This is a genomic window from Agromyces sp. NSFZ (genome assembly GCF_056156205.1).
Genome location: NZ_CM149585.1, coordinates 1,230,938 through 1,254,509, shown reverse-complemented (window position 1 = coordinate 1,254,509; position 23,572 = coordinate 1,230,938). Strand labels below are relative to the sequence as shown.

At 70.7% G+C, this 23,572-nt stretch carries 23 protein-coding genes and 1 tRNA gene; 10 read left to right on the top strand and 14 right to left on the bottom strand.

Annotated elements, in window-relative coordinates; all coding sequences use genetic code 11:
- Positions 1-21: 21 nt before the first annotated feature.
- The 3 genes from ACVFI9_RS05925 to ACVFI9_RS05915 form a co-directional block, all read right to left on the bottom strand.
- On the bottom strand, positions 22-825 hold the full coding sequence (locus ACVFI9_RS05925) for an alpha/beta fold hydrolase (RefSeq protein WP_474765122.1): 804 nt from the start codon (positions 823-825) through the stop codon (positions 22-24).
- Positions 822-1,427: an isochorismatase family protein gene (locus ACVFI9_RS05920; protein ID WP_474765121.1), complete on the bottom strand. Its 606-nt coding sequence runs from the start codon at positions 1,425-1,427 to the stop codon at positions 822-824. The genes ACVFI9_RS05925 and ACVFI9_RS05920 overlap by 4 nt, the downstream gene beginning before the upstream one ends.
- 83 nt (positions 1,428-1,510) lie before the next feature.
- Positions 1,511-3,025, bottom strand: coding sequence for a D-alanyl-D-alanine carboxypeptidase/D-alanyl-D-alanine-endopeptidase (locus ACVFI9_RS05915; RefSeq protein ID WP_474765120.1), 1,515 nt, complete (start codon positions 3,023-3,025; stop codon positions 1,511-1,513).
- 128 nt (positions 3,026-3,153) lie between these two features.
- Between ACVFI9_RS05915 and ACVFI9_RS05910 the strand changes: the two genes are divergently transcribed.
- The gene (locus tag ACVFI9_RS05910; RefSeq protein ID WP_474765119.1) at positions 3,154-3,603 is read left to right on the top strand and encodes a hotdog fold thioesterase; all 450 of its coding nucleotides are present in this window, start codon (positions 3,154-3,156) and stop codon (positions 3,601-3,603) included.
- Positions 3,600-4,142 (top strand): MarR family winged helix-turn-helix transcriptional regulator, encoded by a 543-nt coding sequence (locus ACVFI9_RS05905; RefSeq protein ID WP_474765118.1) that lies wholly within the window; start codon positions 3,600-3,602, stop codon positions 4,140-4,142. The genes ACVFI9_RS05910 and ACVFI9_RS05905 overlap by 4 nt, the downstream gene beginning before the upstream one ends.
- A 1-nt stretch (position 4,143) precedes the next feature.
- On the opposite strand, the gene ACVFI9_RS05900 is transcribed toward ACVFI9_RS05905, so the two are convergent.
- Positions 4,144-5,127 carry a Gfo/Idh/MocA family protein gene (locus ACVFI9_RS05900; RefSeq protein ID WP_474765117.1) on the bottom strand — a complete coding sequence of 328 codons (984 nt, stop codon included), beginning with the start codon at positions 5,125-5,127 and terminating at the stop codon, positions 4,144-4,146.
- Positions 5,128-5,252: 125 nt separating this feature from the next.
- Here ACVFI9_RS05900 and ACVFI9_RS05895 point away from each other — a divergent pair, with 125 nt between their 5' ends.
- Complete coding sequence (locus ACVFI9_RS05895; protein ID WP_474765116.1) at positions 5,253-5,606, top strand: hypothetical protein; 354 nt, start codon at positions 5,253-5,255, stop codon at positions 5,604-5,606.
- Here ACVFI9_RS05895 and ACVFI9_RS05890 read toward each other — a convergent pair.
- Complete coding sequence (locus ACVFI9_RS05890; protein ID WP_474765115.1) at positions 5,603-5,917, bottom strand: hypothetical protein; 315 nt, start codon at positions 5,915-5,917, stop codon at positions 5,603-5,605. The two genes, ACVFI9_RS05895 and ACVFI9_RS05890, sit on opposite strands and share 4 nt — an antisense overlap.
- On the bottom strand, positions 5,914-6,240 hold the full coding sequence (locus tag ACVFI9_RS05885) for a DUF7882 family protein (RefSeq protein WP_474765114.1): 327 nt from the start codon (positions 6,238-6,240) through the stop codon (positions 5,914-5,916). Before ACVFI9_RS05885 ends, ACVFI9_RS05890 begins: the two co-directional genes overlap by 4 nt.
- Before the next feature lie 214 nt (positions 6,241-6,454).
- Between ACVFI9_RS05885 and ACVFI9_RS05880 the strand changes: the two genes are divergently transcribed.
- Complete coding sequence (locus ACVFI9_RS05880) at positions 6,455-8,131, top strand: thiamine pyrophosphate-binding protein (protein WP_474765113.1); 1,677 nt, start codon at positions 6,455-6,457, stop codon at positions 8,129-8,131.
- Here the strand turns inward: ACVFI9_RS05880 and ACVFI9_RS05875 are convergent.
- Positions 8,128-9,366: a multidrug effflux MFS transporter gene (locus tag ACVFI9_RS05875; RefSeq protein WP_474765112.1), complete on the bottom strand. Its 1,239-nt coding sequence runs from the start codon at positions 9,364-9,366 to the stop codon at positions 8,128-8,130. The two genes, ACVFI9_RS05880 and ACVFI9_RS05875, sit on opposite strands and share 4 nt — an antisense overlap.
- 174 nt (positions 9,367-9,540) lie before the next feature.
- Between ACVFI9_RS05875 and ACVFI9_RS05870 the strand changes: the two genes are divergently transcribed.
- Positions 9,541-11,301 (top strand): dihydroxy-acid dehydratase domain-containing protein, encoded by a 1,761-nt coding sequence (locus ACVFI9_RS05870; RefSeq protein ID WP_474765111.1) that lies wholly within the window; start codon positions 9,541-9,543, stop codon positions 11,299-11,301.
- Positions 11,298-12,668: an FAD-dependent oxidoreductase gene (locus tag ACVFI9_RS05865; RefSeq protein WP_474765110.1), complete on the top strand. Its 1,371-nt coding sequence runs from the start codon at positions 11,298-11,300 to the stop codon at positions 12,666-12,668. Before ACVFI9_RS05870 ends, ACVFI9_RS05865 begins: the two co-directional genes overlap by 4 nt.
- 53 nt (positions 12,669-12,721) lie before the next feature.
- On the opposite strand, the gene ACVFI9_RS05860 is transcribed toward ACVFI9_RS05865, so the two are convergent.
- Genes ACVFI9_RS05860 through ACVFI9_RS05845 form a run of 4 tightly spaced genes read right to left on the bottom strand, consistent with a single transcriptional unit; the run spans position 12,722 to position 16,492 of the window.
- Positions 12,722-13,531: an IclR family transcriptional regulator domain-containing protein gene (locus ACVFI9_RS05860; protein WP_474765109.1), complete on the bottom strand. Its 810-nt coding sequence runs from the start codon at positions 13,529-13,531 to the stop codon at positions 12,722-12,724.
- Between the two features lie 34 nt (positions 13,532-13,565).
- Positions 13,566-14,033: an aconitase X swivel domain-containing protein gene (locus ACVFI9_RS05855; protein ID WP_474765108.1), complete on the bottom strand. Its 468-nt coding sequence runs from the start codon at positions 14,031-14,033 to the stop codon at positions 13,566-13,568.
- On the bottom strand, positions 14,030-15,346 hold the full coding sequence (locus ACVFI9_RS05850) for an aconitase X (RefSeq protein WP_474765107.1): 1,317 nt from the start codon (positions 15,344-15,346) through the stop codon (positions 14,030-14,032). Before ACVFI9_RS05850 ends, ACVFI9_RS05855 begins: the two co-directional genes overlap by 4 nt.
- 15 nt (positions 15,347-15,361) lie before the next feature.
- The gene (locus ACVFI9_RS05845; protein ID WP_474765106.1) at positions 15,362-16,492 is read right to left on the bottom strand and encodes an NDMA-dependent alcohol dehydrogenase; all 1,131 of its coding nucleotides are present in this window, start codon (positions 16,490-16,492) and stop codon (positions 15,362-15,364) included.
- 135 nt (positions 16,493-16,627) lie between these two features.
- On the opposite strand from ACVFI9_RS05845, the gene ACVFI9_RS05840 reads away from it, so the two are divergent.
- The 4 genes from ACVFI9_RS05840 to ACVFI9_RS05825 all read left to right on the top strand — a co-directional run bounded on the left by ACVFI9_RS05840 (position 16,628) and on the right by ACVFI9_RS05825 (position 20,194).
- A complete protein-coding gene (locus ACVFI9_RS05840; RefSeq protein ID WP_474765105.1) occupies positions 16,628-17,635 on the top strand; it encodes an ABC transporter substrate-binding protein in 1,008 nt (335 codons plus the stop codon).
- Positions 17,636-17,733: 98 nt separating this feature from the next.
- On the top strand, positions 17,734-18,573 hold the full coding sequence (locus ACVFI9_RS05835; RefSeq protein WP_474765104.1) for an ABC transporter permease: 840 nt from the start codon (positions 17,734-17,736) through the stop codon (positions 18,571-18,573).
- The gene (locus ACVFI9_RS05830; RefSeq protein WP_474765103.1) at positions 18,570-19,340 is read left to right on the top strand and encodes an ABC transporter permease; all 771 of its coding nucleotides are present in this window, start codon (positions 18,570-18,572) and stop codon (positions 19,338-19,340) included. The genes ACVFI9_RS05835 and ACVFI9_RS05830 overlap by 4 nt, the downstream gene beginning before the upstream one ends.
- Positions 19,337-20,194, top strand: coding sequence for an ABC transporter ATP-binding protein (locus ACVFI9_RS05825; RefSeq protein ID WP_474765102.1), 858 nt, complete (start codon positions 19,337-19,339; stop codon positions 20,192-20,194). The genes ACVFI9_RS05830 and ACVFI9_RS05825 overlap by 4 nt, the downstream gene beginning before the upstream one ends.
- A gap of 268 nt (positions 20,195-20,462) precedes the next feature.
- On the opposite strand, the gene ACVFI9_RS05820 is transcribed toward ACVFI9_RS05825, so the two are convergent.
- The 3 genes from ACVFI9_RS05820 to ACVFI9_RS05810 form a co-directional block, all read right to left on the bottom strand.
- A complete protein-coding gene (locus tag ACVFI9_RS05820) occupies positions 20,463-21,917 on the bottom strand; it encodes an aldehyde dehydrogenase (RefSeq protein WP_474765101.1) in 1,455 nt (484 codons plus the stop codon).
- Positions 21,918-22,103: 186 nt separating this feature from the next.
- Positions 22,104-23,333, bottom strand: a complete 1,230-nt coding sequence (locus ACVFI9_RS05815) for an IS481 family transposase (protein ID WP_474765100.1) — start codon at positions 23,331-23,333, stop codon at positions 22,104-22,106.
- Between the two features lie 114 nt (positions 23,334-23,447).
- Positions 23,448-23,520: transfer RNA gene (locus ACVFI9_RS05810), tRNA-Thr, on the bottom strand.
- Between the last annotated feature and the right edge of the window lie 52 nt (positions 23,521-23,572).

The following is a 23,572-nucleotide window of genomic DNA, read 5'->3' as shown; positions in this document are numbered from 1 at the left end:
CAGCTGCGCCGCCCGGCCCCGTCAGTCCTCGTCGGGGGCGGCAGCCGGCGCGGACAGGAAGGCGATCGCCGCGTCCTTGAACGCGCGCGACGTGAGCGTCGACACGTGGTCGCGGCCGGGGATGGTGACGAGGTCGCTGTCCCACTCGAGCGCGAGCTCCTGCACGCCGACCGGCACGGGATCCTGCTCCCCCACGACGAAGAGCGTCGGGATGCTGCCCGGAATGGCCAGCGGTGCGCCGCGCACGCCCTCGACGCAGGCCATCATCGCCTCGCGGTCGGCCCCGGCGGCGATCGCCGGCCGCAGCACCTGCTCGAGGTGCGGGCTGCTCGAGGGCTCGTCGCGCAGGAGCACCCCGCGGGCCTCGTCGAGGTCCCAGGTCGCGAACCACTCGCGGGGTCCGGCCCCGCCGATCACGACGCGACGGGCGCGCTCGGGGGCGAGCTCCGTCAGCCCCGAGACGACCCGGTTGCCCATGGAGTAGCCGACCACGTCGGCCTGCGCCACCCCGGCGGAGTCGAGCACCGCCACCAGGTCGGCACCCTGGCGCTCGGGCGTGTACGCGTCGGCATCGGTCGGCTTGTCGCTCTCGCCGTGGCCCCGGAGGTCGACCGTGATGACCGTGCGATGGGCATCGAGCAGCGCTCGCACCCACCCGGTGCCGTCCCAGGTGACCGCCGCGTTCGAGGCGAACCCGTGCACGAGCAGCACGGGCGGCAGCGTGGCATCCGCGTGGCCCTCGTCATGGACCCGGTAGGCGATGAGCGTGCCGTCGGGCGACTCCGCGTGGAGCGTGGGGGCCGAGGATGCCGCGGCGCGGATCACGCGTCGCGCTCCGTGCGCGCGCCCGACTCGGTGATGACCGCACCGGCGTGCCCGACCTCGGCGAGCGCCGCCTCGGACGACTCGGGCGCGACCCCGGCGACGAGGTCGGTGAGCACGCGCACGTGCTGTCCGTGCTCGAGCGCGTCGAGCACGCTGGCCCGCACGCAGTAGTCGGTGGCGATGCCGACGACGTCGACGTCGGTGATGCCGCGCGAGGTGAGCAGTTCGCTCACCGTGGCCCCCGCGTCATCCGTGCCCTCGAAGATCGAGTAGGCGGGCACGCCCTGCCCCTTGCGCACGTGCACGTCGACGAGGCTCGTGTCGAGCGCGGGGTGGTACTCCGCGCCCTCGGTGCCCTCGACGCAGTGTGGCGGCCACGAGTTCACGAAGTCGGGCTGCGCATCGCCGACCGCGAAGTGCCCGCCGTTGTCGTTCTCGCTCGAGTGCCAGTCACGGGATGCCACGACCACGCTGTAGTCGTCGCGATGGCGGCCCAGGTACTCGGTCACCCCGGCGGCCACGGCCGCTCCCCCCTCGACGCCGAGCGCGCCTCCCTCGGTGAAGTCGTTCTGCACGTCGATGATGAACAGCGCCCGGGTCATGGTGCTCCTTCGCTCGTCGTTCACGAGCGGTCACGCGGTCGCGTGCCGTCGTGCTCCCATTCTTCCAGCCCGGGCGAACCCGGTCACTGGTTGGAGAGGTTGTCGCCGCAGAGGAAGAACCCGGTGGTGAGGGTGTCGATGGCCTGCTTCGTGTCGTCGGAGACGTCGCCGAGCGCGTAGATCGCGAACGTGAGGGTCGCGCCGTCCTGGGACCGGATGACGCCCGAGAGCGTGTAGCCGGTCTCGATCCAGCCGGTCTTCGCCGAGACCGCTCCGTCGGCGACGGCGTTGTCGCCGGCGAAGCGATCGCTGTACGAGAGCGACCCGCGCTGTCCCGACACGGGCAGGCCGTCCATGATCACGCCGAGGTGACCCTCGCGGGCGTTGATCTTCACGAACAGGCGGGTGAGGTACGACGGCGGCACGGCGTTGTCATCGCTCAGGCCCGAGCCGTCGACGACGCTGATGCCCGCCGTGTCGACGCCGTAGGCCGCGAGGCCCTGCAGCACGCCCTGGTTGATCGCGCCGAACGTGTTGCCGGCCCCGGTCTTGATGGCGACGAGCCGTGCGAGCATCTCGGCGACCGAGTTGTCGGAGACGACGAGCGCCTTGTCGACGAGTTGCGCGACGGTCGGCGAGGACACCTGACCGAGCTGCTGCGCCCCGGCGGGCGCGGTGCCCCGCTCGACGACCGAGATGCCGCCGAGCTCCGCGGCGAACGCGTCGCCGGCGCGCCCGATCGGATCGGGGCTGCGCCGAGACGTCTCGTCGCCGGGGTCGTCGCGGTCGCCGTCGACCTGGAGCGCCGTGATGTTCGACATGTAGCCGTACTCGCGCTCGACGAGATCCCAGCTCGGCTGCCACTCGTCGCCGGCGAAGAAGCTCGCGTCGAGCACGAGCTTCGTGAGCGGCGGATTCGTCGGGTCGGCCGCCCACGCCGCACGCACCTGCGCGGCGAGCTCGTCGAGGTGCGCGGCGCCGGGGTAGACCGTCTCGGTGCCGCGCGGCGTGCGGCTCAGGGTGACGTCGCCGCCGCCGACGAGCACGACCGAGCCGGGTTCCGCGCCCTTCACCACTGTGGTCGCCGTTCGGTACTCGGGTCCGAGCACCGACAGCGCGGCCGCCGACGTGAGCACCTTCATGACGCTCGCGGTGCGCGAGGGCGTGGTGCCGCCGCGGTCGTAGAGCACCTCGCCGGTGGCGGCGTTCATGACCTGGGCCTGGAAGTTCGCGAGCCGCGCGTCGGCGGCGCGATCGGCGACCGAGCAGGTGCGGATGCGGCTCGGTGCGACTGCTGCGGCGGGCGCCGGCCTGCCGGGCTCGGCGGTGGGAGTGGGGGTCGCAGTCGGTGCGGCGAGGCTGTCGGGCGGAGCGTTGACGGCCGCGCCCGCGGCGAGCGCGCCGGTGCCGAGCAACGCGACGGCGAGGGCGCCGCCGGTGGCCGCGACCGCGAGTCGGTGGCGGCGTGCGAAAGCGGCGACGGATGCTCCGAGCCCCCGCTTCGGCGGTGTGCCGGCACCTCGCTCGGGGTCGCTCGGCGTCGGAGGCGTGCCTGCGGCCCCTTCGGCGCGCTCAGGGAGCGCCGGCTGGTCGGTCATTCCGGGAATTCTACGAGACGTGCCGGAGCGGTTCCTGAGGATCCCGCATGATCGCCACCGATTCGCTAGACTTCTAGCAATCTGTCAGACTGTGCGGAACAGTCGTCGAAACCCGATGGAGGCGTGGCATGGACGCGATCGAGGCCGAGATCGGCGCCGCCGACGCGATGGATCGGATCCGCGCACGGCTCGCCGACGACGAGTCGTCGAAGACGCTCGGCATCACCGTCGTCGATGCCGTTCCGGGAAACGTCACGATGGCCCTCGAGATCAGCGGTTGGATGCTCAACGGACACGGCATCCTGCACGGCGGGTACCTCTTCCTCCTCGGCGACACCTGCTTCGCGTTCGTGTGCGAGTCGCTCGGGAAGCCCTCAGTGTCGCGCCAGGCGGAGATCACCTTCATCGCCCCGGGCGGCCGCGACGACCGGCTCATCGCGACCGGTCGCGAGGTCGTCGCCTACGGTCGCAACAACATCGTCGACGTGAGCGTGCGCACGCAGGACGGCCGGCACCTCGCCGAGGTGCGCGTGTTCGGCGTGGCCCTGAGGCCCGAACGGGCCGCGGCCGACGCATGACCGAACGGCGACCCGCCGATCGCATCGGGCCCGAGGAGTTCGAACGGCTCGCCACCTCGGCCGCCGCGGAGTTGTACCCCGACCTCGACGTCGAGGCCATGACGGTCGTCTTCGACCTCATCCGCGTGGCGAACCGCGTCATGAAGGACCTCGAGGTCACCGTCCACCGCCCGGCCGGCGTGAGTCTGGCCGCCTACCGCGTGCTCTTCGCGATCAGGTCGGCCGGCCGGATCGTGCCGAACGAGCTCGCCCGGCTGTCGAGCGTGTCGACGGCCTCGATGGCGTCCATGCTCAGCACCCTCGACCGAGCCGGACTCATCACGCGCGACGTCGACCCCGACGACGGTCGCCGCCAGATCGTCGGGCTGACCGATCGGGGCGAACGCCTCGTCGCCGACCTCGTCGCGGCGACGAACTCGCGGGAACAGCAGTGGGCGCAAGCGCTGGAACCGGGCGACCGGGGGCTGCTCGTCGAACTCCTGCGGACGTGGCTGCGGTTCCGGCCGGCGACCGGCGCGGCCGCGGCATCCGCCGACTGAATCATTCCCCCGGGTAGCGGAGCCCGATCTCCTCGCGGATCGCGTCGAGCGTGCGCATGATCGCGACGGTCTCGTCGATCGGGAGCACGTCGCCCGTGAGGTTGCCCTCGGCGACGAGTCGCTCGACCGCCTCGGCCTGGAAGTGCATGCCGCGACCGACGACCTCGGAGCTGAACTCCTCGAGCACGGAGCCGTCGGGCGCGACCACCCGGAACGTCGTCGGGGTGTACCAGACGCGGTCGATCTCGATGCGCGCGTCGGTGCCGAGCACCGACGCCGTGTTCGGGCCGAGCGTGTGGCTCGCCGAGAGCGTCGTCGCGATGCGGTCGCCGTCGTACCCGAAGATCGTGGCGATCTGCGCGTCGGCACCGGTGGACTTGAACGTCGCCGTCGTCTGGATCGTGAGCGGCGCGCCGAACAGGTCCCACGCGAACGAGATCGGGTAGATGCCGAGGTCGAGCAGGGCTCCCCCGCCGAGCTCGAGCGCGTTGATGCGGTGCTCGGGGTCGTCGGGGAGCCGCTGCGTGTGGTCGGCGATGAGGGACCGCAGCTCGCCGAGGGTGCCGTCGGCGATGATCTCGCGGATCCGGACCATGTGCGGGAGGTACCTCGTCCACATGGCCTCGAGGAGGAGCAGGCCGCGTTCCGCCGCGAGGTCGGCGAGTTCCTGCGCCTCGCGGGCGTTGACGGTGAACGGCTTCTCCACCAGCACGTGCTTGCCTGCCTCGAGCGCGAGCCTGGCGTTCGCCGCATGCATGGGGTGGGGGGTCGAGACGTAGATCACGTCGACCTCGGGGTCGGCCACGAGCGCCTCGTAGCTGTCGTGCGCCGTCGGGATGCCGAACTGCTCGGCGAACGCCTCGGCGCCCTCGCGCGACCGCGAGCCCACCGCCTGCACCGTGAAGCCGTTGAGCCTGAGGTCGTTCGTGAAGAGGCGGGCGATGCCGCCAGTGGCCAGGATGCCCCAGCGCAGTCGATCCGTCATGACCGGAAGCCTAGCGTCGGCCGGCATGCCGACGCGCGACGGGGGCTTCCCACCACCACTGCACTTCTCTTCGCGGCCGAGTCAAGGGTTTGCCTGCGGCCCGATCGACCGGCTACTCGTGGAGTATGGACCGCATCTACTACGCCGGAGACCACTTCCTCACGGGCACGGACATCGCCGATGCCCTCGTGACGTACGCCGCGGCCCTCGGCCGGCGGGGCAGCACGGACTCCATCGAGATCCCGGTGCGGCATCCGGAAGACGGGCGCCTCGGCGTGGTGAACTTCCTCGTCGGTCCAGCGAGCCAGATCGTGACCGAGCGGGTCGACGTGGCCGGCGACCACGAGATCCGCGACGAGCAGCTCGTGGAGCGCCTGCGCCGACTCACGGCGGAGCTCGCGCCCATGCATCCGCAGACCAATCGCGGCCTGCCCGACGCGGACCCGGGCGTGGGATACGACTGGACCGACGAGGTCTAGCTCGACGGGTAGTCGGGGTCGAGTGCGGAGTGGATCTCCGACCCGGGCTCCTCCTCGAGACCGGGTGCCACGGCGTCATCCGCTCGGTCTTCGGATGTCGGCGGCTCGTCGGGAATGGGCAGCAGCGCGATCGGGATGCCCGGGCCGACGAGCAGGTCGGCCGGCTGCGGACGCCCCTCGCCGTAGTTCACGCGCACCCAGACCGAGCGACCGTCGCGGTGCGCCGCCTCGACCTCCGACTTCATCCGGTCGAAGTCGTGCTGGCCGATCGAGAACTCCCGACCCCCGTAGATGATCGCGATGCGCTTCATGGCTCCCGCTCCCCGCCCGTGCTGGTGTCTTCAGGTTCGGGCATCAGATGCAGCCCGCTCGGCGAGTTCGCCGAGCTCATCAACAGGTCGATCCAGGCGCGATTGACCGACGGCTGGCGCCCGCCCGCGTACTTGAAGTACAGCGGGATGGTCGGGTGGATCCAGAGCGTCGATCGCCCGTTCCCGACCGCGGGGTCGTCGCGCCAGCTGAAGTAGAAGGACTCGCCACGGCGGAGCTTGGCGCCGATCACGAGTTGCAGATGCGCGAGGATGCGGTCGTCGAAGTCGACGGTCAACGTCGAATCGTAGGTCAGTTTGCCCACCACGCCTCCGAACGTCGTGCCCCGGCATCCGGATCTTCGCCGAGGATTGCGCCCAAGAGTAGCCCGGGCGACCGACCGCCGCGCCCCCTTGACGAGGGACCTTCTTCCACTGACTGAACAGGTCGTTCCGCCGGATGCCACGCGCCGGTAGCCTGCTGCCTCGCCACGCAGCTCACCACCGGGCCGCCGGCGACGGACGAGGAGGTCTGCACGGATGGGGTCACGCATCACGGTCGCCGACGCGATCGGGCGCACGGTCGCCGCGCTCGGCGCGGCACACGTCTTCGGGGTCGTGGGCAGCGGCAACTTCCACGCCACGAACGCGGCGATCGCGGCCGGCGTGCCGTTCACCGCCACGCGGCACGAGATGGGCGCCGCGACCATGGCGGACGCATACAGCCGCGCGACGGGCCGCGTCTCGATCGTCTCGGTGCACCAGGGCTGCGGGCTCACGAACGCCCTCACCGGCATCACCGAGGCCGCGAAGTGCCACACGCCGATCCTCGTGCTGACGGGCGACACCGCCGCCGGCGATACGACCTCGAACTTCCACATCGACCAGGATGCCGCCGTGCTCGCGATCGGCGCGACGCCCGCTCGCATCCGCTCGGCGGCCACCGCGGTCGCCGACACCGCCGAGGCGTTCCGGGTGTCCCTGCACGAGCGCCGCACCGTCGTGCTCTCGATGCCCGTGGACCTCCAGGACGAGTCGATCGAGTGGGATGAGGCCTCCATGCCCTCCATCGGAGAGCGGATGCCTCGCACCGCCGACGCCGGCGCGGTCGCGCGGCTCGTCGAGCTCCTCGCCGGCGCCGAGCGACCGGTGATCGTCGGTGGCCGCGGCGCCTGGGGCGCGAAGGCGGAGCTGCGGCGGCTCGGGGCGGCGAGCGGAGCGCTGCTCGTGACCTCGGCGGCGGCCCGCGGACTGTTCGTCGGCGACGAATGGGCGCTCGACATCATGGGCGGCTTCTCGACCGAGGGCGCGGCGCGGCTCATCGCCGACGCCGACGTGATCGTCGGCTTCGGCGTCGCGTTCAACGGCTGGACGACCCGCTCCGGCGCCCTGCTCGAGCGGGCGACGGTCGCGCAGGTCGACGACCGCGAGGAGGCCATCGGGCTGCACCGGCCCGTCGACCTGGCGGTACTCGGGGACGCGGCGTTCACGGCCGCGGCGGTGGCCGAGGCGCTCGAGGCGCGCGGCACGCGCACGGGCTATCGTCGGCCCGACATCCGCGAACGCGTGGGAGCCGTGCGGTACTGGGTGGACCAGCCGTTCGAGCCGCACGAGGAACCGGGTCGCATCGACGCGCAGGTGCTCGTGAACGCGCTCGACGCCCTCCTTCCGATGGAACGCGTCGTGGTGCCCGACGGCGGCAACGTGAACTGCTACGCGGGAGCGCACCTGCGCGTGCCCGACGAGCAGGGGTACTGCATTCCGCTCTCCTTCCAGGCGATCGGCATGGGGCTCGCCGCGGGCCTCGGCGCCGGCGTCGCGCAACCGCATCGGCTCGCGGTGGTCGGTACGGGCGACGGCGCCTTCATGATGTCGCTCGTGGAACTCGACACGGCGGTACGGCTGGGCCTCGGCATCGTCGTGATCGTCTTCAACGACGAGGCGTACGGCGCCGAGGTGAACCTCTTCCAGCGGGACACGGCCCGGCTCGACACGGTGCGCTTCCCCGAGACGGATGTCGCCGCCATCGCCCGTGGGTACGGCTGCGATGCCGTCACCGTACGGGCTCTCGACGATCTCGAACCGGTCGCCGCGTGGCTCGACGGCGGTCGCGACCGACCCCTCGTCATCGACGCGAAGATCGTGCGCTACCCGTCGTGGATGATGCTCCGGAATCCGAGCATCCGCGAGGGCGCGGAATCGCCGGCCCGGGCCTAGCGCGGAGCCGCCGACAGGCGGCGCTCCCAGTGCCGGGCGACGAGGCGCGCCGCGAGGCTGAGGGCGAAGCACGCCAGCATCGTGGCCGCCATCGGCACCGCGGTGTGCGGCCCCCAGAGACCGCCGATCGGCGAGGCCACCGCACCCGTCGCGAACTGGATGCTGCCCATCAGGGCGGCGCCCGAACCGGCGGCGAAGGCGGCGCGCACCAACGTCAGGGTGGTCGCGTTCGCCATGACGCCCGTCGCGCTGCCGCAGGCGAGCGCGATGAGCGCGAGGTACGCGGGGATCGAGAGCCATCCGGCCGCGGTCAGCACCGTGAGCGCCGCCGAGCTCACGATCGCGATGACGAGTTCGACGGCCTGCATCCGCGAGGGGCCGAACCTGGCCGAAAGCGGCGCGTTGGCCATGCCGCCGACGAGCACCGAGAGGGCGTAGACCGTGAACATGCCCCAGAAGCCCCACACGTCGACACCGAGCACGTCCTGCGCGACGAACGAGGACGCGCTCACGTGCGCCATGATCCCGCCGAGGGCGAACGCCATCGTCAGGGCGTTGCCGACGTACGCCGGGTCCTTCAGCAGGCGGCCGTATGTCGCGGCCATCCGTTCGGGCCGGAGCGACGCGCGCCGCTCGGGGACGAGCGTCTCGGGCACCCGCCACGCCGCGAGCACCAGGAAGAGCGCGCAGATCACCGTGATCCCCACGAGGATGAGCCGCCAGCCGCCGGCCTGGAGGAGCACCGTGCCGAGGAACGACGCGACGAGCGGCCCGATGGCGAGCGTGCCCGTGAGCAGGCTGTAGGCGCGGGCGATCTGCGGACCGACTCCGACGTCGGCGATGATGGCGCGGATCACGACGACGCCCGCCGACGCTCCGAGCCCCTGGAACACGCGGCCGAGGATCAGCAGCTCGAGGTTCGGCGCCGCCGCGACCAGCACGCCGGCCGCCGTGAGCACGGCGAAGCCGATGATGATGATCCTGCGGCGTCCCAGCGCATCGGAGAGGGCGCCGACGGCCAGCTGACCGACCGCCACTCCCGTCAGGAAGGCCGTGAGGGCGACCTGGATCCCCGCGATGGAGGTGCCGAGGTCCTCCGCCATGATGCCGAGGGCCGGCAGGTACATGTTGGCGACGATGGGGTTGAGGATCATGATGGCGCAGAGCACCACGAGGAGTGGCCCGTTCAGCTCGGGCGCAGCACCCGTACCCGCGATGCGGCGCGTGACCACCACCTGAGACCTCCTCGCTGCGGTGACCGTCCGTCCGCCTCGGTGCGACCGGCGCTCCCCGCTCCCGCAGGCTGTCCAGAATACGCATTGCGACATATCGCCCGCAATGCGTACAATTGTGGATGTCGCGACGAGGCACGACGGTGAGCGCCCGCGGCCGACGAAGACGAGGACGAGATGCCCGAGCTGCGCAGCAACCTGCCCCCCACCTCCGCCCTGGCGATCGCGCGCCGGGCCTACTACACGGCCATGGGCATCCCCAAGGCGGACTGGACGAAGCCCAAGGTCGCCATCGTCAACACCTCCTCCGAGCTCGCGACCTGCTACACGCACCTCGACGAGATCTCGGCGGCGCTGAAGGGCGAGCTGCGCGCCGCCGGCCTGCTGCCGTTCGAGATCCGCACCACCGCCCCGAGCGACTTCATCACCAGCGCCGGGCGTGCCGGGCGCTACATCCTGCCGAGCCGCGACCTCATCGTCGATGACATCGAGGCGGCCGTCGAGGGCGCGAAGCTCGACGCCATGATCTGCCTGAGCTCGTGCGACAAGACGACCCCTGCGCACGTCATGGCGGCCGGTCGGCTGAACATCCCCACGGTCATCGTGCCGTGCGGCTACCAGCACAGCGGCCTGGCGGAGGGCCGCGAGGCCGACATCGAGGAGATCTTCCTGCTCGCGTCCAAGGCCGCGGTCACGGGCGAACCGACCGACGACCTCGAGGAACTCGCCGAGGACGCGATCCTCGGCCCGGGGGTGTGCGCCGGCCTCGCCACCGCGAACTCGATGCACATCCTCGCCGAGGCGATCGGCATGGCGCTGCCCGGCTCAGCGCCGGTCCGGGCGCTCAGCGAACGGATGTGGGACAACGTGCGCCGCTCGGCCCACGCGCTCGCCGAGCTCATCGAGCGCGACATCCGGCCCCGCGACATCATCACCGAAGGCTCCGTGCGCAACGCCGCCCGCGCGATGCTCGCCATCGGCGGCTCGATCAACACGATCAAGCACCTGCAGGCGATCGCCGTCGAGGCCGGCCTCGACGTCGACGTGTGGGAGGCCTTCCGCCGGCTCGGCCGCGAGACCCCGCTGCTGTGCTCGGTGCGGCCGAACGGCCCGCGACTCACCGAGGAGTTCGAGGACGCCGGCGGCGGGGCCACGATCCTCCGCGAGCTGCTGCCCCTCCTCGACGGCGACCAGCTCACCGTGAGCGGCACGACGGTCGCCGGGAACGCCGCGCTCGCGCCGGCCGCCGACGGCGACGTCATCCGCGGCCTCGACGACCCGTTCGGCACCGATCCGGCGATCAGCGTGCTCAAGGGATCGCTCGCGCCGGGCGGCGCCGTCGCGAAGCGGCCGGTGCCCGACCCCGGACCGCGCCGGTTCACGGGCCCCGCCCGGATCTTCGCGAACCGCGAGGAGGCGATCGCCGGCATCTCGAGCGGGCGGCTGCGCGAGGGCGACGTGGCGGTCATCCGCGGCATCGGCGTGTCCGGAGCACCGGGTATGGGCCTCACGAGCGCATTCATCTTCGCCCTGCACGCGAGAGGGCTCGCGCAGAAGGTCGCGCTCGTCACCGACGGGCAGTTCAGCGGCCTCGTGAACCAGGGCATGACCGTGGGCGAGGTCTCCCCCGAGGCCGCCGCACCCGGCGCGCCGCTCGGCCTGGTGCGCGACGACGACCTCGTCGACATCGATCTCGAGCGCGGCACGGTCGACCTGCTCGTCGATGCCGACGAACTCGCGGGCCGACCGCCCTACGAGCCTCCGGCCGATCGCGACAGCGGCGGCGGCTACCTCGACCAGTACGAGCGGCTGGTGCAGCCGCTGAGCTGCGGCGCCGTGCTCTGCGCGGGCCTGTGCGAGCGGGCCGAGAGGCGTGAACCCGAGCCCGCGGCAGCCGCGCCGCGGCATCCCGTGACCGCTCCCGAAGGGACCAGATGAGCACCGCCACCGTCCACGAGCCCGCACGCGACCTGCCGGTCATCGGCGAGTACGACGTCGTCGTCTGCGGCGGCGGACCGGCCGGCCTCCTCGCGGCCACCGCCGCCTCGAGAGCCGGCCGCTCGACCCTCCTCATCGAGAAGTACGGCTTCCTCGGCGGCGCAGGAACCATGGGCGGGCTCGCCACGTTCTGCGGCGTGCACGCGCGCTCGTACGGCACCGACATCCAGTCGGTGCACGGCTACGTCGACGAGCTGCTCGAGCGCATGGCGGCCATGGACGGTCTGAACCTGCCCCACCTCTCGGTCGACGACCGCATCGCAGCGCTGTCGTACGACATCTCGGCGTTCAAGATCGCCGCCGACGAGCTCGTGCTCGCGGGAGGTGCGGAGCTGCTGTTCCACACCTCGGTCGTCGGCGTCGTGAAGGCCGACGACGCGACGATCGACGCCGTCATCGTGGAGTCGAAGTCCGGTCGCGGCGCGATCCGCGGGCGGGTCTTCATCGACGGCACCGGCGATGCCGACCTCGCGGCATGGGCGGGCGCGCCGTACGAGCGCTCCGAGCGCCTCATGTACCCGTCGCTCATGTTCCGCATCAACGGCGTGCACCCCGACGAGGCCGGCGAGGCGTGGAAGACCGTACGCCGCCTCATGGAGGAGGCCGAGGCGGCCGGCACCCATCGATTCCCCCGCAAGAAGCCGATCGTGCGTCCCCAGCGCAATCCGCTCGAGTGGCGCTCGAACCTCACCCAGCTCTCGAACGACGACGGATCGCCCGTCGACGGCACCGACGCCTTCCAGATGACGCACGGCGAGATCCAGGGCCGGCGACAGGTGAAGGACGCGTTCGCGTTCATCAAGGAGCACACGCCGGGCTTCCAGGACTCGTACATCGTCGACATCGCCCCGTCGATCGGCATCCGCGAGACGAGGCGCATCGTCGGGCCGTACCAGCTCACGGAACAGGACGTGCTCGGGTGCGCCGACTTCGACGACACCATCGGCGTGAACGGGTGGCCCGTCGAGGCCCACGTCGTGGGCGACGTGGAGTTCCGGTTCGCGCCCGAGGACTCGCGCGGCTTCAACCAGCTGCCCTACCGGATGCTCCTGCCGCAGCTCGTCGACAACCTCTTCGTCGTGGGGCGCTGCGCCTCGATGACGCAGGGCGGGCAGTCGTCGGGCCGGGTGACCGGGCCGTGCTTCGCCATGGGGCAGGCGGCCGGCACGGCGGCCGACCTCGCGCTCTCGGGCGACGGCCGCGCCGCGAACGTCGACGTGCCGACGCTGCAGCGCCGGCTGGAGGCCGACGGCGCCTACCTCGGCAGGACGGCGCCGACGGGCATGGAGATCGCGGTCGGTCGCTGAGCCGGTGCGTCGGCCGCTGAGCCGGTGCGTCGGCTGCTGAGCCCTGGCCGCCGTCAGCGCGAGCGGAAGATCTGCGGGTTGGCGTTGCGGTAGGCGCCGGCGATGCCGGCCGCCGCCCGCTGCAGCACGGGCATGACCGTGTCGCGCAGCGACGCCTCGGTCTCGCGCACCGTCGTCGACGAGGCCGTGAGTCCGCCGACCGCGCGGTCGTCGACCACGATGGGCACGGCGACCGCCACCTGGCCGGGATGCAGCTCCTCGATGGACACGTCGTAGCCGCGCTCGCGCACGAGCTCGAGGCGCTCACGCAGCTGCGCGGGGTCGGTGATGGTGTGCGGCGTGTGCTCCTCGAGCCGGGCCTTCGCGAGGTACCGCTTGAGCTCGCGTTCCGACAGGTGCGAGAGCAGCACCTTGCCGATGGCGGTGGCATGCGCGGGGAGGCGAGTTCCGATGCGGATGGCGTCGGGCAGCGGGCGGCGGTCCTCGACCCGCGCGACGTGGATGACCTCGATGCCGTCGAGCACGCCGACGCTGCAGGTCTCGCCCGTCGCCTCGACGACGTCGGCCATGTACGGGTACGCCACCTCGGGCAGCGACGAGCGCTGGAAGTACCCGGCGCCGAGTTCGAGGATGCGCGGCGTGAGGCTCCACTGCCCGCTCTGCGAGACGGCGTAGCCCAGGTGCTCGTAGGTGAGCAGGATGCGGCGCACCACGGGCCGCGACAGCTCGACTCGGGCCGCGATGTCCGCGACGCTCAGCGTCGCGTCGCGTTCGCCGAAGGCGCGCAGCACCTCGACTCCGCGCTCGATGCTCTGAATGCGATCGCGCGACCGCTCCGCCGACGCCGCCACCGCCACCCCCATTGTTGTACGCTCTGCGTTCAGGACGGTCACCATCCTAGGGGGTCGTGGCGGCGGCATCCGACACGGCACGACGCAGGACCGTCACGACGCCCGTGTCGCCGTCGACGCGCACGAGGTCTCCCGTGCGGATCGTCTCCAGCGGGTCGGGCGCCGCCTCGACCACCGTCGGCACGCGCGTGACGATCGCGCCGAGCACCGCCTTCGTGGTGAGCACGTTGAACACCATGGCCGCCGGGCCCGTGCCCATGAGCCGGGTGCTCTGGAAGTACCCCGACCAGCCCGACGACCCCTTCGCCCCCGGGAACACGAGGACCTTGCCCGTGAAGCACACGCCGAACAGCTCGTGCCGCGGCTCGATGACCGTGCCCGTGGCCACGTCGATGCCGCCGAAGCCCGAGATGGGGTCGTGCGTGACGAGCGCCTCAGCCTCGACGACCCCCGGCACGATGCCGCGCCCGCGGAGCTCGACGACCGCGACCGGATCGGACTGCCCCGCGTTCATCGGAGCCCCCCGCGCCACGTGCCCGTGACGGCCGCGTCGACGCACTCGTCGAGCGTGCCGAACCACGCCTCGATGCCGAGGATCGCCGGCAGGTAATGCGCCTGCTTCGCCGAATCCGTGGCGAACACGCGGGTTCCGGGCGGCGCCGCCTTCGACATCGCCGGGCACGAGTCGGTGAGCACCCGTCCGCCCGCACGCTCGATCATGCCCGTGTAGCCGTTGCGATCGGCCATGGTCCGCAGCGCCCGCGGCGTCATGACCCACAACTCGGTGCCCGGATGGAGCCGGCGATCCTCGAGCAGGTGGGCGATGCGCGCAACCTGGTCGAGGGAGGCATGCGGACAGCCGAGCAGCACGAAGTCGACGTCGGTGCTCGTGCCCTGCGCGTTGAGGGTCTCGTAGACCCAATCGCGCTCGCGCCGGCCGTACGAGATGGGCTCGGGCGGGGCGTGGCCGTCGAAGGCCGCGTCGAGGCTCGGCGCCTCGGGGGTGATGCCGGGGATGTGGTACAACTCGACGCCGCCCGAGGTCGCCGTGGCGGCGCCGAAGTGCTTGAGGTCGGCGAGGTCGGGTTGCCGCAGGTCGCCGATCACCGCCGGCCGTGCCTCCTGCACCTCCTCCCCCACGAAGTAGCCGAACATCCCCCACTCCTGGAAGGTGTCGATCGGCACGTCGGCCCGCACGAGGTGGGTCGCGAACCGGTTCTCCGGCAGGTGGTTGCCCCAGTAGGGGATCCGCCCCGTGAGGCTCGCGGCGCCGGTGGATGCCCCGCCCTCGCAGTTCGTCCGGGCGCCGAGCACCGAGTTCGCGTACACGACCGCCGACGACTCCATCCACGCGACGTGCTCGCCGCGCACCGGGAGGTTGCCCACCTGGTAGGGCGTGCAGGTCGCGAGGATGTTCACGCCGCGCTCGCTGTAGTAGGACTCGGCGCTGCCCTGCAGCTCGATGAACTGGGGAGAGTACCTGGTCAGCCCCGAGGCATCCGGTGCGAATCCGTGCTGCAGCTGGCAGGTGGGCACCTTCATGCGCGGGATCTCGATGTCGCGGTCGCAGTCGAGGTTGATGACGGCATAGGCCTTCGCCCAGCCGCCCTCCTCGAACAGGCGCTGCTTGGCGGGCGACGGCTGTGTCATCGTGCCCGCGACGTTGCGCGTCTCGACGAGCCGCTCCGCGCCGAGGGCGTTGCCGTAGCGGATCAGCAGGTCCATCGCCGCCGCGACCGCGTCGCCCTCGGCGCCGTCGCGCATCCGCTTCTCCTCGTCGGTGAGCAGCATGGCGGCCTTCTCCCTGTTCGCCCCGGTCGTGTTCATTCGCCTCAGTCGTGTTCAGCGGTGCAGGATGCCGCCGCGGACGTTGCGGCCCTCCAGCAGATCGGTGTACCCCTGGTTCAGGTCGTCCAGGTCGTACGTCGCCGAGATCAGTTCGTCGAGCTTGAGCTGCCCGGCCCGGTACATCGCGTACTGGCGCGGGATGTCGGCGCGCGGGTTGCTGCCGCCGTAGATGCCGCCCATGATCTTCTTCTGGTAGCGGGTGAGGTCGAGCGGCGGGATCGGGATGCTGCGCTCGCTCTCGGGCGTGATGCCCGTCAGCACCACGGTGCCCGCCTTGCGGATCGAGTGGAAGGCATCCGCGACATCCTGGCCCGAGACCACGCCGACCGTGATGATCGTCTTGTCGGCCCCCTGGCCGTTGGTGATGCTCTTCGCGAACTCGGTGGCCTCGGCGATGTCGCCGAACGCGTGCGTCGCGCCCACCTCGAGCGCCGTCGTTCGCTTGAGCTCCACGGGGTCCACGGCGATGATCGTGGTCGCCCCGGCGTGCTTCGCGCCCTGCACCGCGTGGATGCCGACGCCGCCGACGCCCATGACGATGATCACGTCGCCCGGCTGCGTCTCAGCGAGGTAGACGGCTGAGCCCCAGCCGGTGCCCACGCCGCAGCCGAGCAGCCAGGTCTTCTCGAGGTCGGCGTCGTCGGGGAGCTTCACGGCGGAGTCGACCGACACCACGGTGCGCTCGGCGAACGTGCCGAGGCCGCACATCTGGCCGACGGGCGTGCCGTCGGGCAGGGCGAACCGGTAGCTGTCGAGGTCGTCGAAGCGACTGCCACGCATCAGGTAGGCGCCGAGGTCGCAGAGGTTCTGCATGCCCTCGGCGCACCAGCGGCACTTGCCGCAGCTGGAGATGAACGAGAACACGATCTTCTCACCCACCCGCCAGCCGGGCGTGTTGGGGCCGACGGCCTCGACGATGCCGGTGCCCTCGTGGCCGCCGACCATCGGGAGGTGGTGCGGAACGCTGTCGCCCGTGAGCAGGTGGTAGTCGGAGTGGCAGAGCCCGCTGGCGACCATCTTGACCAGGATCTCCCCTTGACGCGGGTCGTCGAGCTCGAGGTCGACGACCTCGAACCCGGTCGCTGGCTGCTGTCGCACGATGGCCGCTCGGGTCTTCACTGGCACTGGGATTCTCCTTCGAACTCGTACCGCACAGCGTACATCTTGAACGCATTGTGACAACTTCACTCTAGACAACAGATGCCCGTTGTGGAACCATCGCCAACGCACAGGCAGTGTCAACTGGCAATGGAGGCAGTCATGGCAATCCCCCTCACCCGCCCGATCCTGGGCACCATCGGAGCGGTCCTCGCGCTCGGCCTCGTCGCCTGCGGCGGCCAGCCGTCCGCGACCACCGACGCCGAGACCGGCAGCGCACCCGACGCGTCGGAGCCCCAGGCGGTCGTCGCCGGCGTCATCCCCGTCACCGACATCGGACCCGTCTTCATGGCGCAGCAGAACGGACTGTTCGAGGAGAACGGCTTCGACCTCACGCTGCAGAAGGCCGGCTCATCGACCGAGATCATCCAGGCCATGCAGTCGGGTCAGGTGCAGATCGGCTACGGCGGCACGACTGGCGTCTTCCAGGCCGTCGAGGGCGGTGTCGACCTCGTCATCATCGCGGCGGCCAGCTCGACGCCCGAGGACCCCGACAACGGCATCAACGACCTGCTCGTGACGGCCGACAGCCCGCTGAAGTCGGCGAAGGATCTCGAGGGCAAGAAGGTGGCCGTGAACGCGCCGGGCGGCTACACGCAGCTCCTCGCCGACATCGCCATCAAGGCCGACGGCGGCGACCCCGAGAAGGTCCAGTACGTGCAGATGGCGGTACCCGACCAGCCCGCGGCGCTCGAGAGCGGCGCGATCGACTCGTTCGTCGCGGGCGAGCCCTTCGGCACCCTCGGCCGCGAGGAGAAGGGCTTCCGCACCCTCGCGAACCCGTTCGAGTACCTGTCCGACGAGCCCGTCGTGGCGGGCGTCTGGTACGCCCTCCGCTCCGAGGTCGAGGCGAACCCCGAGCTGTACGCGCAGCTCGTCGAGACGATCAACGCGGCGAACACGTACGCGCTCGAGAACGACGCGGAGCTGCGCGAGAACATCGCGGAGTTCACGGGCATCGACCCCGCCCTCGCCGAGCGCATCCGACTCGGCACGTACGGCAAGTACGAGCTCAGCGTCGAGAACGTCGAGCCCATCGCCGATTGGTCGCTCGAGCTCGGCTACATCAAGAACGAGGCCGACTTCGACACCCTCATCTGGGAGCCGTGAGCGAACAGCTGACCCGGTCCGCCGCGGACCCCGCCACCGGGGTCCGCGGCGACACGGCCGAGACCGACCCTCGACCACCCTCGAAGCGGAGGACGCGCATGGCCGCACTCGCCGCCACCGGCCACGTCGGCTCACGCCGAGCCGCCTTCGTCCACGGACGATGGTCGAACCCCGTGCTCGGCACGGTGGGCGTGCTCGCGATCATCGCCGTCTGGGAGCTGTCGTCCCGGCTCGGCCTCGTCGACGCCAGTTACCTCCCGCCGTTCTCGACCGTGATCGTCGAGGTCGTCGACCTCCTCTTCGGTGCGCGCAGCGCCGAGTTCTGGACCGCGCTCGGGATGACGATGTACGGCTGGAGCGTCGGGCTCATCATCTCGCTCGCGCTCGGCATCGTGCTGGGCGTGCTCATCGGCTCCAACCGGTGGGTCCGCGAGTACACCAATTCGACGATCGAGTTCCTGCGCCCGATCCCGTCGGTCGGACTCATCCCGATCGCCATCGTCGTCTTCGGCGTGCGACCAGCCGCCACCATCGCCGTCGTCGTCTGGGCGTGCTTCTGGGTCATCCTCATCCACGTCATCGCCGGCGTCGCCGACGTCGACCCCGTGGCCGACGCCACCGCACGCAGTTACGGCCTGGGGTCCTTCCGACGTGCCGCGCACGTCGTCTGGCCCACTGTGCTGCCCTACCTGATGACCGGCCTCCGCCTCTGCGGCACCATCGCGCTCGTCGTGGCGATCACCATCGAGATCGTCGTGCAGGCGCCGGGCATCGGCGCCATGATCGCGACGTACCAGTCGGCTGCGAACGTCGCCGTCGTCTACGCGCTGGCGCTGCTCACCGGCGTGCTCGGCCTCGCGATCAACCTGCTCATGCGGCTCCTCGAGAACTCGGTGCTCGCCTGGCACTCGTCGGTTCGGGCGGAGGTCGAGAAGTGAAGGCGCTGAAGGCCGCGTCGGCGGTGCTCGCGCTGCCGCTGCTCATCGTGCTCGTCTGGTGGTGGGCCACGCTGGACGAGACCAACCCATTCGTGCCGAAGCCCGGCCAGATGCTGACCGACCTCGTCACGGTCTGGGTCGGTCCGCTCATGGCCGAGCAGGTGGTCCCCTCGCTCTACCGGCTCGCCGTCGGCCTCGGCGCGGCGATCCTCGTCGGTGTCGTCCTCGGCCTCGTCATCGGCGCGAGCCGCCTGGCGCGCGCCCTCACCGGCCCGGCGTTCGAGTTCATCCGCGCCGTGCCGCCGCCCGTGCTGCTGCCCGTCCTCCTGCTCATCCTGGGCATCGACGACCGCTCGAAGATCTTCCTCATCTTCCTCGGATGCCTCTGGCCCATCCTGCTGAACACGATCGACGGGGTGCGCTCGGTCGACTCGGTGCTCGCCGACACGACGAAGACGTACGGCATGCACGGCTGGGCGCGGTTCCGCTTCTTCGTCCTCCCGGCGGCGCTGCCGCGCATCATGACCGGCATCCGTCTGGCCCTGCCGATCTCGATCATCCTCATGGTGGTGTCCGAGATGTACGCCGCGCTCGACGGGCTCGGCTACCGGATCATGCTGTTCAAGCAGACCTTCCAGATGGGGCCCATGTGGGCGGGCATCCTCATCATCGGCCTCATCGGAATCCTCATGGCCGGGATCTTCCGGCTCGTCGAACGACGGGTGCTGGCCTGGTACTACGGTCAACGAGAGATGGAGAAGCAGTGAGCACGGATGTCACGGGCGCGACGCCGAAGGGCGACGTGCTGCTCTCGGTGCAGGGCGTGCAGAAGACCTACACGACGTCGGCCGGCCCCGTCGAGGCGGTGCGCGACCTCACGTTCGACCTCGGCAAGGGCGAGTTCGCCTGCCTCGTGGGGCCGTCGGGGTCGGGCAAGACGACCCTCCTCAAGGTGATCTCCGGCCTCATGCCGGCGACATCCGGGCGGGTGATGCTCGACGGCAAGGCGATCGACGGGCCGCCGCGCGGCATGGCCCTCGTGTTCCAGGAGTACGGCCGGTCGCTGTACCCGTGGATGCGCGTCGCCGAGAACGTGGAGCTGCCGCTCAGGGCGGCCGGTGTGCCGAAGGCCGAGCGCCACGCCCGCGTCGAGGAGGCGCTCGAGCAGGTCGGCCTCGCGCACGTGCCGAAGTCGTACCCGTGGCAGCTCTCGGGGGGCATGCAGCAGCGCGTGGCGATCGCACGCGCCATCGCCTACCGCCCCGAGGTGCTGCTCATGGACGAGCCGTTCGCGGCGGTCGACGCGCAGACGCGCGCCGACCTCGAGGACCTCCTGCGCAGGGTCTGGAAGGAGCTCGGCGTCACCGTGCTCTTCGTGACCCACGACATCGACGAGTCGGTGTACCTCGGCGAGCGCGTCATCATCCTCTCGTCGTCGCCGACGATCGTGCTCGAGGACCTGCACATCGACCTCCCGGCCGAGCGCGACCAGCTCGAGACCCGGTCGATGCCCGAGTTCGTCGAGCAGCGTCACCACGTCTACGAGCAGATCCAGAAGGCCAAGCGCGGCTACAACGCCGACACCGCGAGCATGGCCGCGGTCGCGGCATCCGACGCCTGATGCGCGCCGCGCGCGGCATCCGGAGCCTGACCCGCGCCGCGCGCGAAATCGAGAAGTCGCGGATGCACGGTGCGACCCTGCGAACGCGACTTCTCGACCTTGCGCGTCACCGGTCGCTGAGCCCGTCCGAGCAGCCCGCTGAACCGAAACGTCGCGGATGCCCGGTGGAACCGTGCATCCGCGACGTTTCGACGTGCGGGCGCGACCGCCCTCCGGCCGGCTCAGGGACCGGACCTTCGAGAGACGCGGCGGCGGTCGCCGAGAGCGCTCAGCGCCAGATCGACTTGGTCTCCTGGAAGTTGCCGATCGCCTCGGGTCCGAACTCGCGGCCGAGGCCCGACTCCTTGTAGCCGCCGTACGGGTGGTTGAGATCGGGCTTGTAGCCGTTGAGGCCGATCGAGCCGGTGCGGATGCGCCGGGCCACGGACAGCACCTCGTCGGGGTCGCCGTAGACGGCGCCCGCGAGCCCGTACCGCGAGTCGTTGGCGATCTCGATCGCCTGCTCGACACCGTCGTACGGCAGGATCGTGACGACCGGGCCGAACACCTCCTCCTGCGCGATCATGCTGTCGGGCGACACGTCGTCGACGATCGTCGGGGCGAAGTAGTAGCCGACCTCCGGCAGCGTGGTGTCGCCCGCGAGGATCGTCGCGCCCTGCGCCCTGGCGGCGTCGACGAGGCCGGAGACGCGCTCGTGGATGCGCCGCGACACGAGCGGCCCGAGCTCGGTCGCCTCGTCCTCGGGGTCGCCGACGCGCAGGTCGCGGGCGAGGTCGACGAGCCGGTCGCGCACGGTGCCGTACAGGCTGCGCGGCACGACCACGCGAGACAGGAGCGCGCACGTCTGCCCGGTGTTGTCGAACGAGGCATTGCGCAGGCTCGCGAACATCTCGTCGAGATCGGCCGACTCGAGCACGATGGCGGCGGACTTGCCGCCGAGCTCGAGCGTCACCGGGATGAGCCGCGCGCCGGCCGCCGCGGCGATCTGCTTGCCCGCCTCGGGAGAGCCGGTGAAGCTCACCTTGTCGATGCCGGGGTGCGCCACGAGCCCGCGGCCCGTCTTGCGGCCGCCGGGCACGATGTTGATGACGCCGGGCGGCATGCCGATCGCGAGGCCGGCCTCGGCGAAGTGGTACGCGTCGAGCGGCGTCTCCTCGGCAGGCTTCAGCACTACGGTGCATCCGGCGGCGAGCGCGGGCGCGAGCTTCAGCGTGGTCGACGCCTGCGGCTGGTTCCACGGCACGATGAGCGCAGCGACGCCGAGCGGCTCCTTGCGGATGATCGAGGTGCCCTCGCGACGGACGTTCGGCCGCACCTCCTCCTCGTCGTACGTCTTCGCGATGTTCGCGTAGTACCGCACGTGGTTGACCGGGATCACCTGGGCCCACGGCCTCGACAGTCGCACCGGCTGGCCGATCTCGTCGGTGATGAGGGCGGAGGTCTCGGCGCCGCGCCGTTCCATCTCGTCGGCGAGCCGGAACATCCACTCGGCGCGTTCGGCGAACGTCATCCTCGGCCATGGGCCGTGATCGAACGCCTCGCGCGCGGCGCGCACCGCGACATCGACGTCGCGCTCGGAGGCATCCGGAGTGCGCCCGACCTCGCTCAGGTCTGCCGGGTTCTGCACCACGATCTCGTCGCGCGCCGCCGGGGCGACCCATTCGCCGCCGGCGAAGATCCGGTCGCGATGCAGTGCCGTCGTCGTCGCGGTTCCCTGTGTCATCTCGGCTCCCTTGCCTTGGATTGCACGTCCGTTCAGGGTAACCCAGATCGGGTCACGAGTGCACATTCTGCGTGCGTCGCGAACGCTATGCGTACACCTCCGCGCCCGGGGAACAACAAAGCCCCGGTCGATGACCGGGGCTTCGTATGAGAGCCGCTGTTCGTCTTCGGTTGATGGGTGACACATCTACTCCGGGTGATGGGTGACACTCGTCTTCACTGTAGATCGTCCTCCGGGAACGGAGGGACGCTTATTGCGGACCTGACCGCTGCCGCGCCGCAACTGGGTGCGCAGCAGCTGGTCGCCGTCATAGACCTGCACGACCTCGTCCGTGACCCACACGTCCACGTCCCGGCCCGCGGCTGCCTTGCCGAGCACGATCTGCTGCCAGTTCACGGTGATCACCCCGACCGCGTTCGCACGCCGGGCGACCCAGTCCCCATCCCCGCGAGCAGCTGCCGGCCGTGCGGTGTCCGCGGTCGGCCGAATCGGCAACGGCTGGGTCGCCGCGGCAAGGAACCGTGTCGCCGGCGGTACCATCCCGATCGCTTGATGCGGTCGACGATGGTTGTAGTCCGCAACCCAGGCATCCAGCTCGGCCTGCGCGATCGCCAGCGAGGCGAACACCCGATCGGTGCGGAACTCGGTCCGCAGCGCTCGATGGAACCGCTCGACCTTCCCCGTTGTCGTCGGCGACCGCGGCTGGGTCAGCAGATGCTCCACGCCGTGCTCACGCAGGATCCGATCGAACAGCATCTCCACCGGCGGTTGGTTGAACCGGCCCGTGAACACCTTCCCGTTGTCGGTGAGCACCTGACCCGGCAGTCCATGCCGTTCCAGGGCGACGCGGAGGCCCTCAGCGACACTGCCCGCATTCTCCCGCAGCATCAGGAACGCCGAGACACAGAACCTCGAATGATCATCGATCCCGCTCAACGCCTTCGCCCGGCGCCCATCCGCGAGCACGAACCCGCCGACCACGTCCATCTGCCACAGCTCCATCGCCCGGCCCCGTTCCCACCGCTTCCACTTCCGATCCCGCGGTCGCCTCGCTGCCGGATCGATCAACCCGAAACGCAGCAACGCCCGATACGCCGCTGACTCACTCGGCACCGGCTCCACCCCAGCCCGGCGCAGCTCGTAGACCAGCCGCCGCGGCCCCCACGACGGATGCCGCCGCCGCAGATCCACGAGCGCGACCTCGACAACCGCGGGCATCTGCAACGGCGACGACCTCGGACGATGCGAACGATCCGCCAGCCCCTCGAGCCCATCCGCCTCATACCGGGACAACCACTGATGCACGGTCTTCCGCGACACCCCGAACCGGGCCGCGACCGACACCACCGTCTCACCGTCCTTGATCACGGCGAGCACGGCCTGATACCGCTGCTCTGACACGCTCAACTCCCGCATACTCGGGAGTGTCACCCATCAACCGAAACCGGTGTAACCCATCAACCGGAACACTGTCACCACTCACCCGAATGCCGAATGGCACCAATCAGGCGAAGTAACACATCGTATGAGAGCCGCCTGTGGGAATCGAACCCACGACCTATTCATTACGAGTGAATCGCTCTGCCGACTGAGCTAAGGCGGCGTGTCCATCGCATCGCCGAGGTGATCCGGATGGCACGAGAATCCATGTTAGC

What these genes read in the sequence shown, in the direction of transcription:
- ACVFI9_RS05895 (WP_474765116.1), top strand. Translation starts at nt 5,253, where the DNA reads ATGGACCGCATCTACTACGCCGGAGACCACTTCCTCACGGGCACGGAC.
- ACVFI9_RS05860 (WP_474765109.1), bottom strand. Translation starts at nt 13,531, where the DNA reads ATGGGGGTGGCGGTGGCGGCGTCGGCGGAGCGGTCGCGCGATCGCATT.
- ACVFI9_RS05835 (WP_474765104.1), top strand. Translation starts at nt 17,734, where the DNA reads ATGGCCGCACTCGCCGCCACCGGCCACGTCGGCTCACGCCGAGCCGCC.
- ACVFI9_RS05865 (WP_474765110.1), top strand. Translation starts at nt 11,298, where the DNA reads ATGAGCACCGCCACCGTCCACGAGCCCGCACGCGACCTGCCGGTCATC.
- ACVFI9_RS05815 (WP_474765100.1), bottom strand. Translation starts at nt 23,333, where the DNA reads ATGCGGGAGTTGAGCGTGTCAGAGCAGCGGTATCAGGCCGTGCTCGCC.
- ACVFI9_RS05840 (WP_474765105.1), top strand. Translation starts at nt 16,628, where the DNA reads ATGGCAATCCCCCTCACCCGCCCGATCCTGGGCACCATCGGAGCGGTC.
- ACVFI9_RS05915 (WP_474765120.1), bottom strand. Translation starts at nt 3,025, where the DNA reads ATGACCGACCAGCCGGCGCTCCCTGAGCGCGCCGAAGGGGCCGCAGGC.
- ACVFI9_RS05890 (WP_474765115.1), bottom strand. Translation starts at nt 5,917, where the DNA reads ATGAAGCGCATCGCGATCATCTACGGGGGTCGGGAGTTCTCGATCGGC.
- ACVFI9_RS05910 (WP_474765119.1), top strand. Translation starts at nt 3,154, where the DNA reads ATGGACGCGATCGAGGCCGAGATCGGCGCCGCCGACGCGATGGATCGG.
- ACVFI9_RS05905 (WP_474765118.1), top strand. Translation starts at nt 3,600, where the DNA reads ATGACCGAACGGCGACCCGCCGATCGCATCGGGCCCGAGGAGTTCGAA.
- ACVFI9_RS05870 (WP_474765111.1), top strand. Translation starts at nt 9,541, where the DNA reads ATGCCCGAGCTGCGCAGCAACCTGCCCCCCACCTCCGCCCTGGCGATC.
- ACVFI9_RS05880 (WP_474765113.1), top strand. Translation starts at nt 6,455, where the DNA reads ATGGGGTCACGCATCACGGTCGCCGACGCGATCGGGCGCACGGTCGCC.
- ACVFI9_RS05900 (WP_474765117.1), bottom strand. Translation starts at nt 5,127, where the DNA reads ATGACGGATCGACTGCGCTGGGGCATCCTGGCCACTGGCGGCATCGCC.
- ACVFI9_RS05850 (WP_474765107.1), bottom strand. Translation starts at nt 15,346, where the DNA reads ATGAACACGACCGGGGCGAACAGGGAGAAGGCCGCCATGCTGCTCACC.
- ACVFI9_RS05855 (WP_474765108.1), bottom strand. Translation starts at nt 14,033, where the DNA reads ATGAACGCGGGGCAGTCCGATCCGGTCGCGGTCGTCGAGCTCCGCGGG.
- ACVFI9_RS05820 (WP_474765101.1), bottom strand. Translation starts at nt 21,917, where the DNA reads ATGACACAGGGAACCGCGACGACGACGGCACTGCATCGCGACCGGATC.
- ACVFI9_RS05920 (WP_474765121.1), bottom strand. Translation starts at nt 1,427, where the DNA reads ATGACCCGGGCGCTGTTCATCATCGACGTGCAGAACGACTTCACCGAG.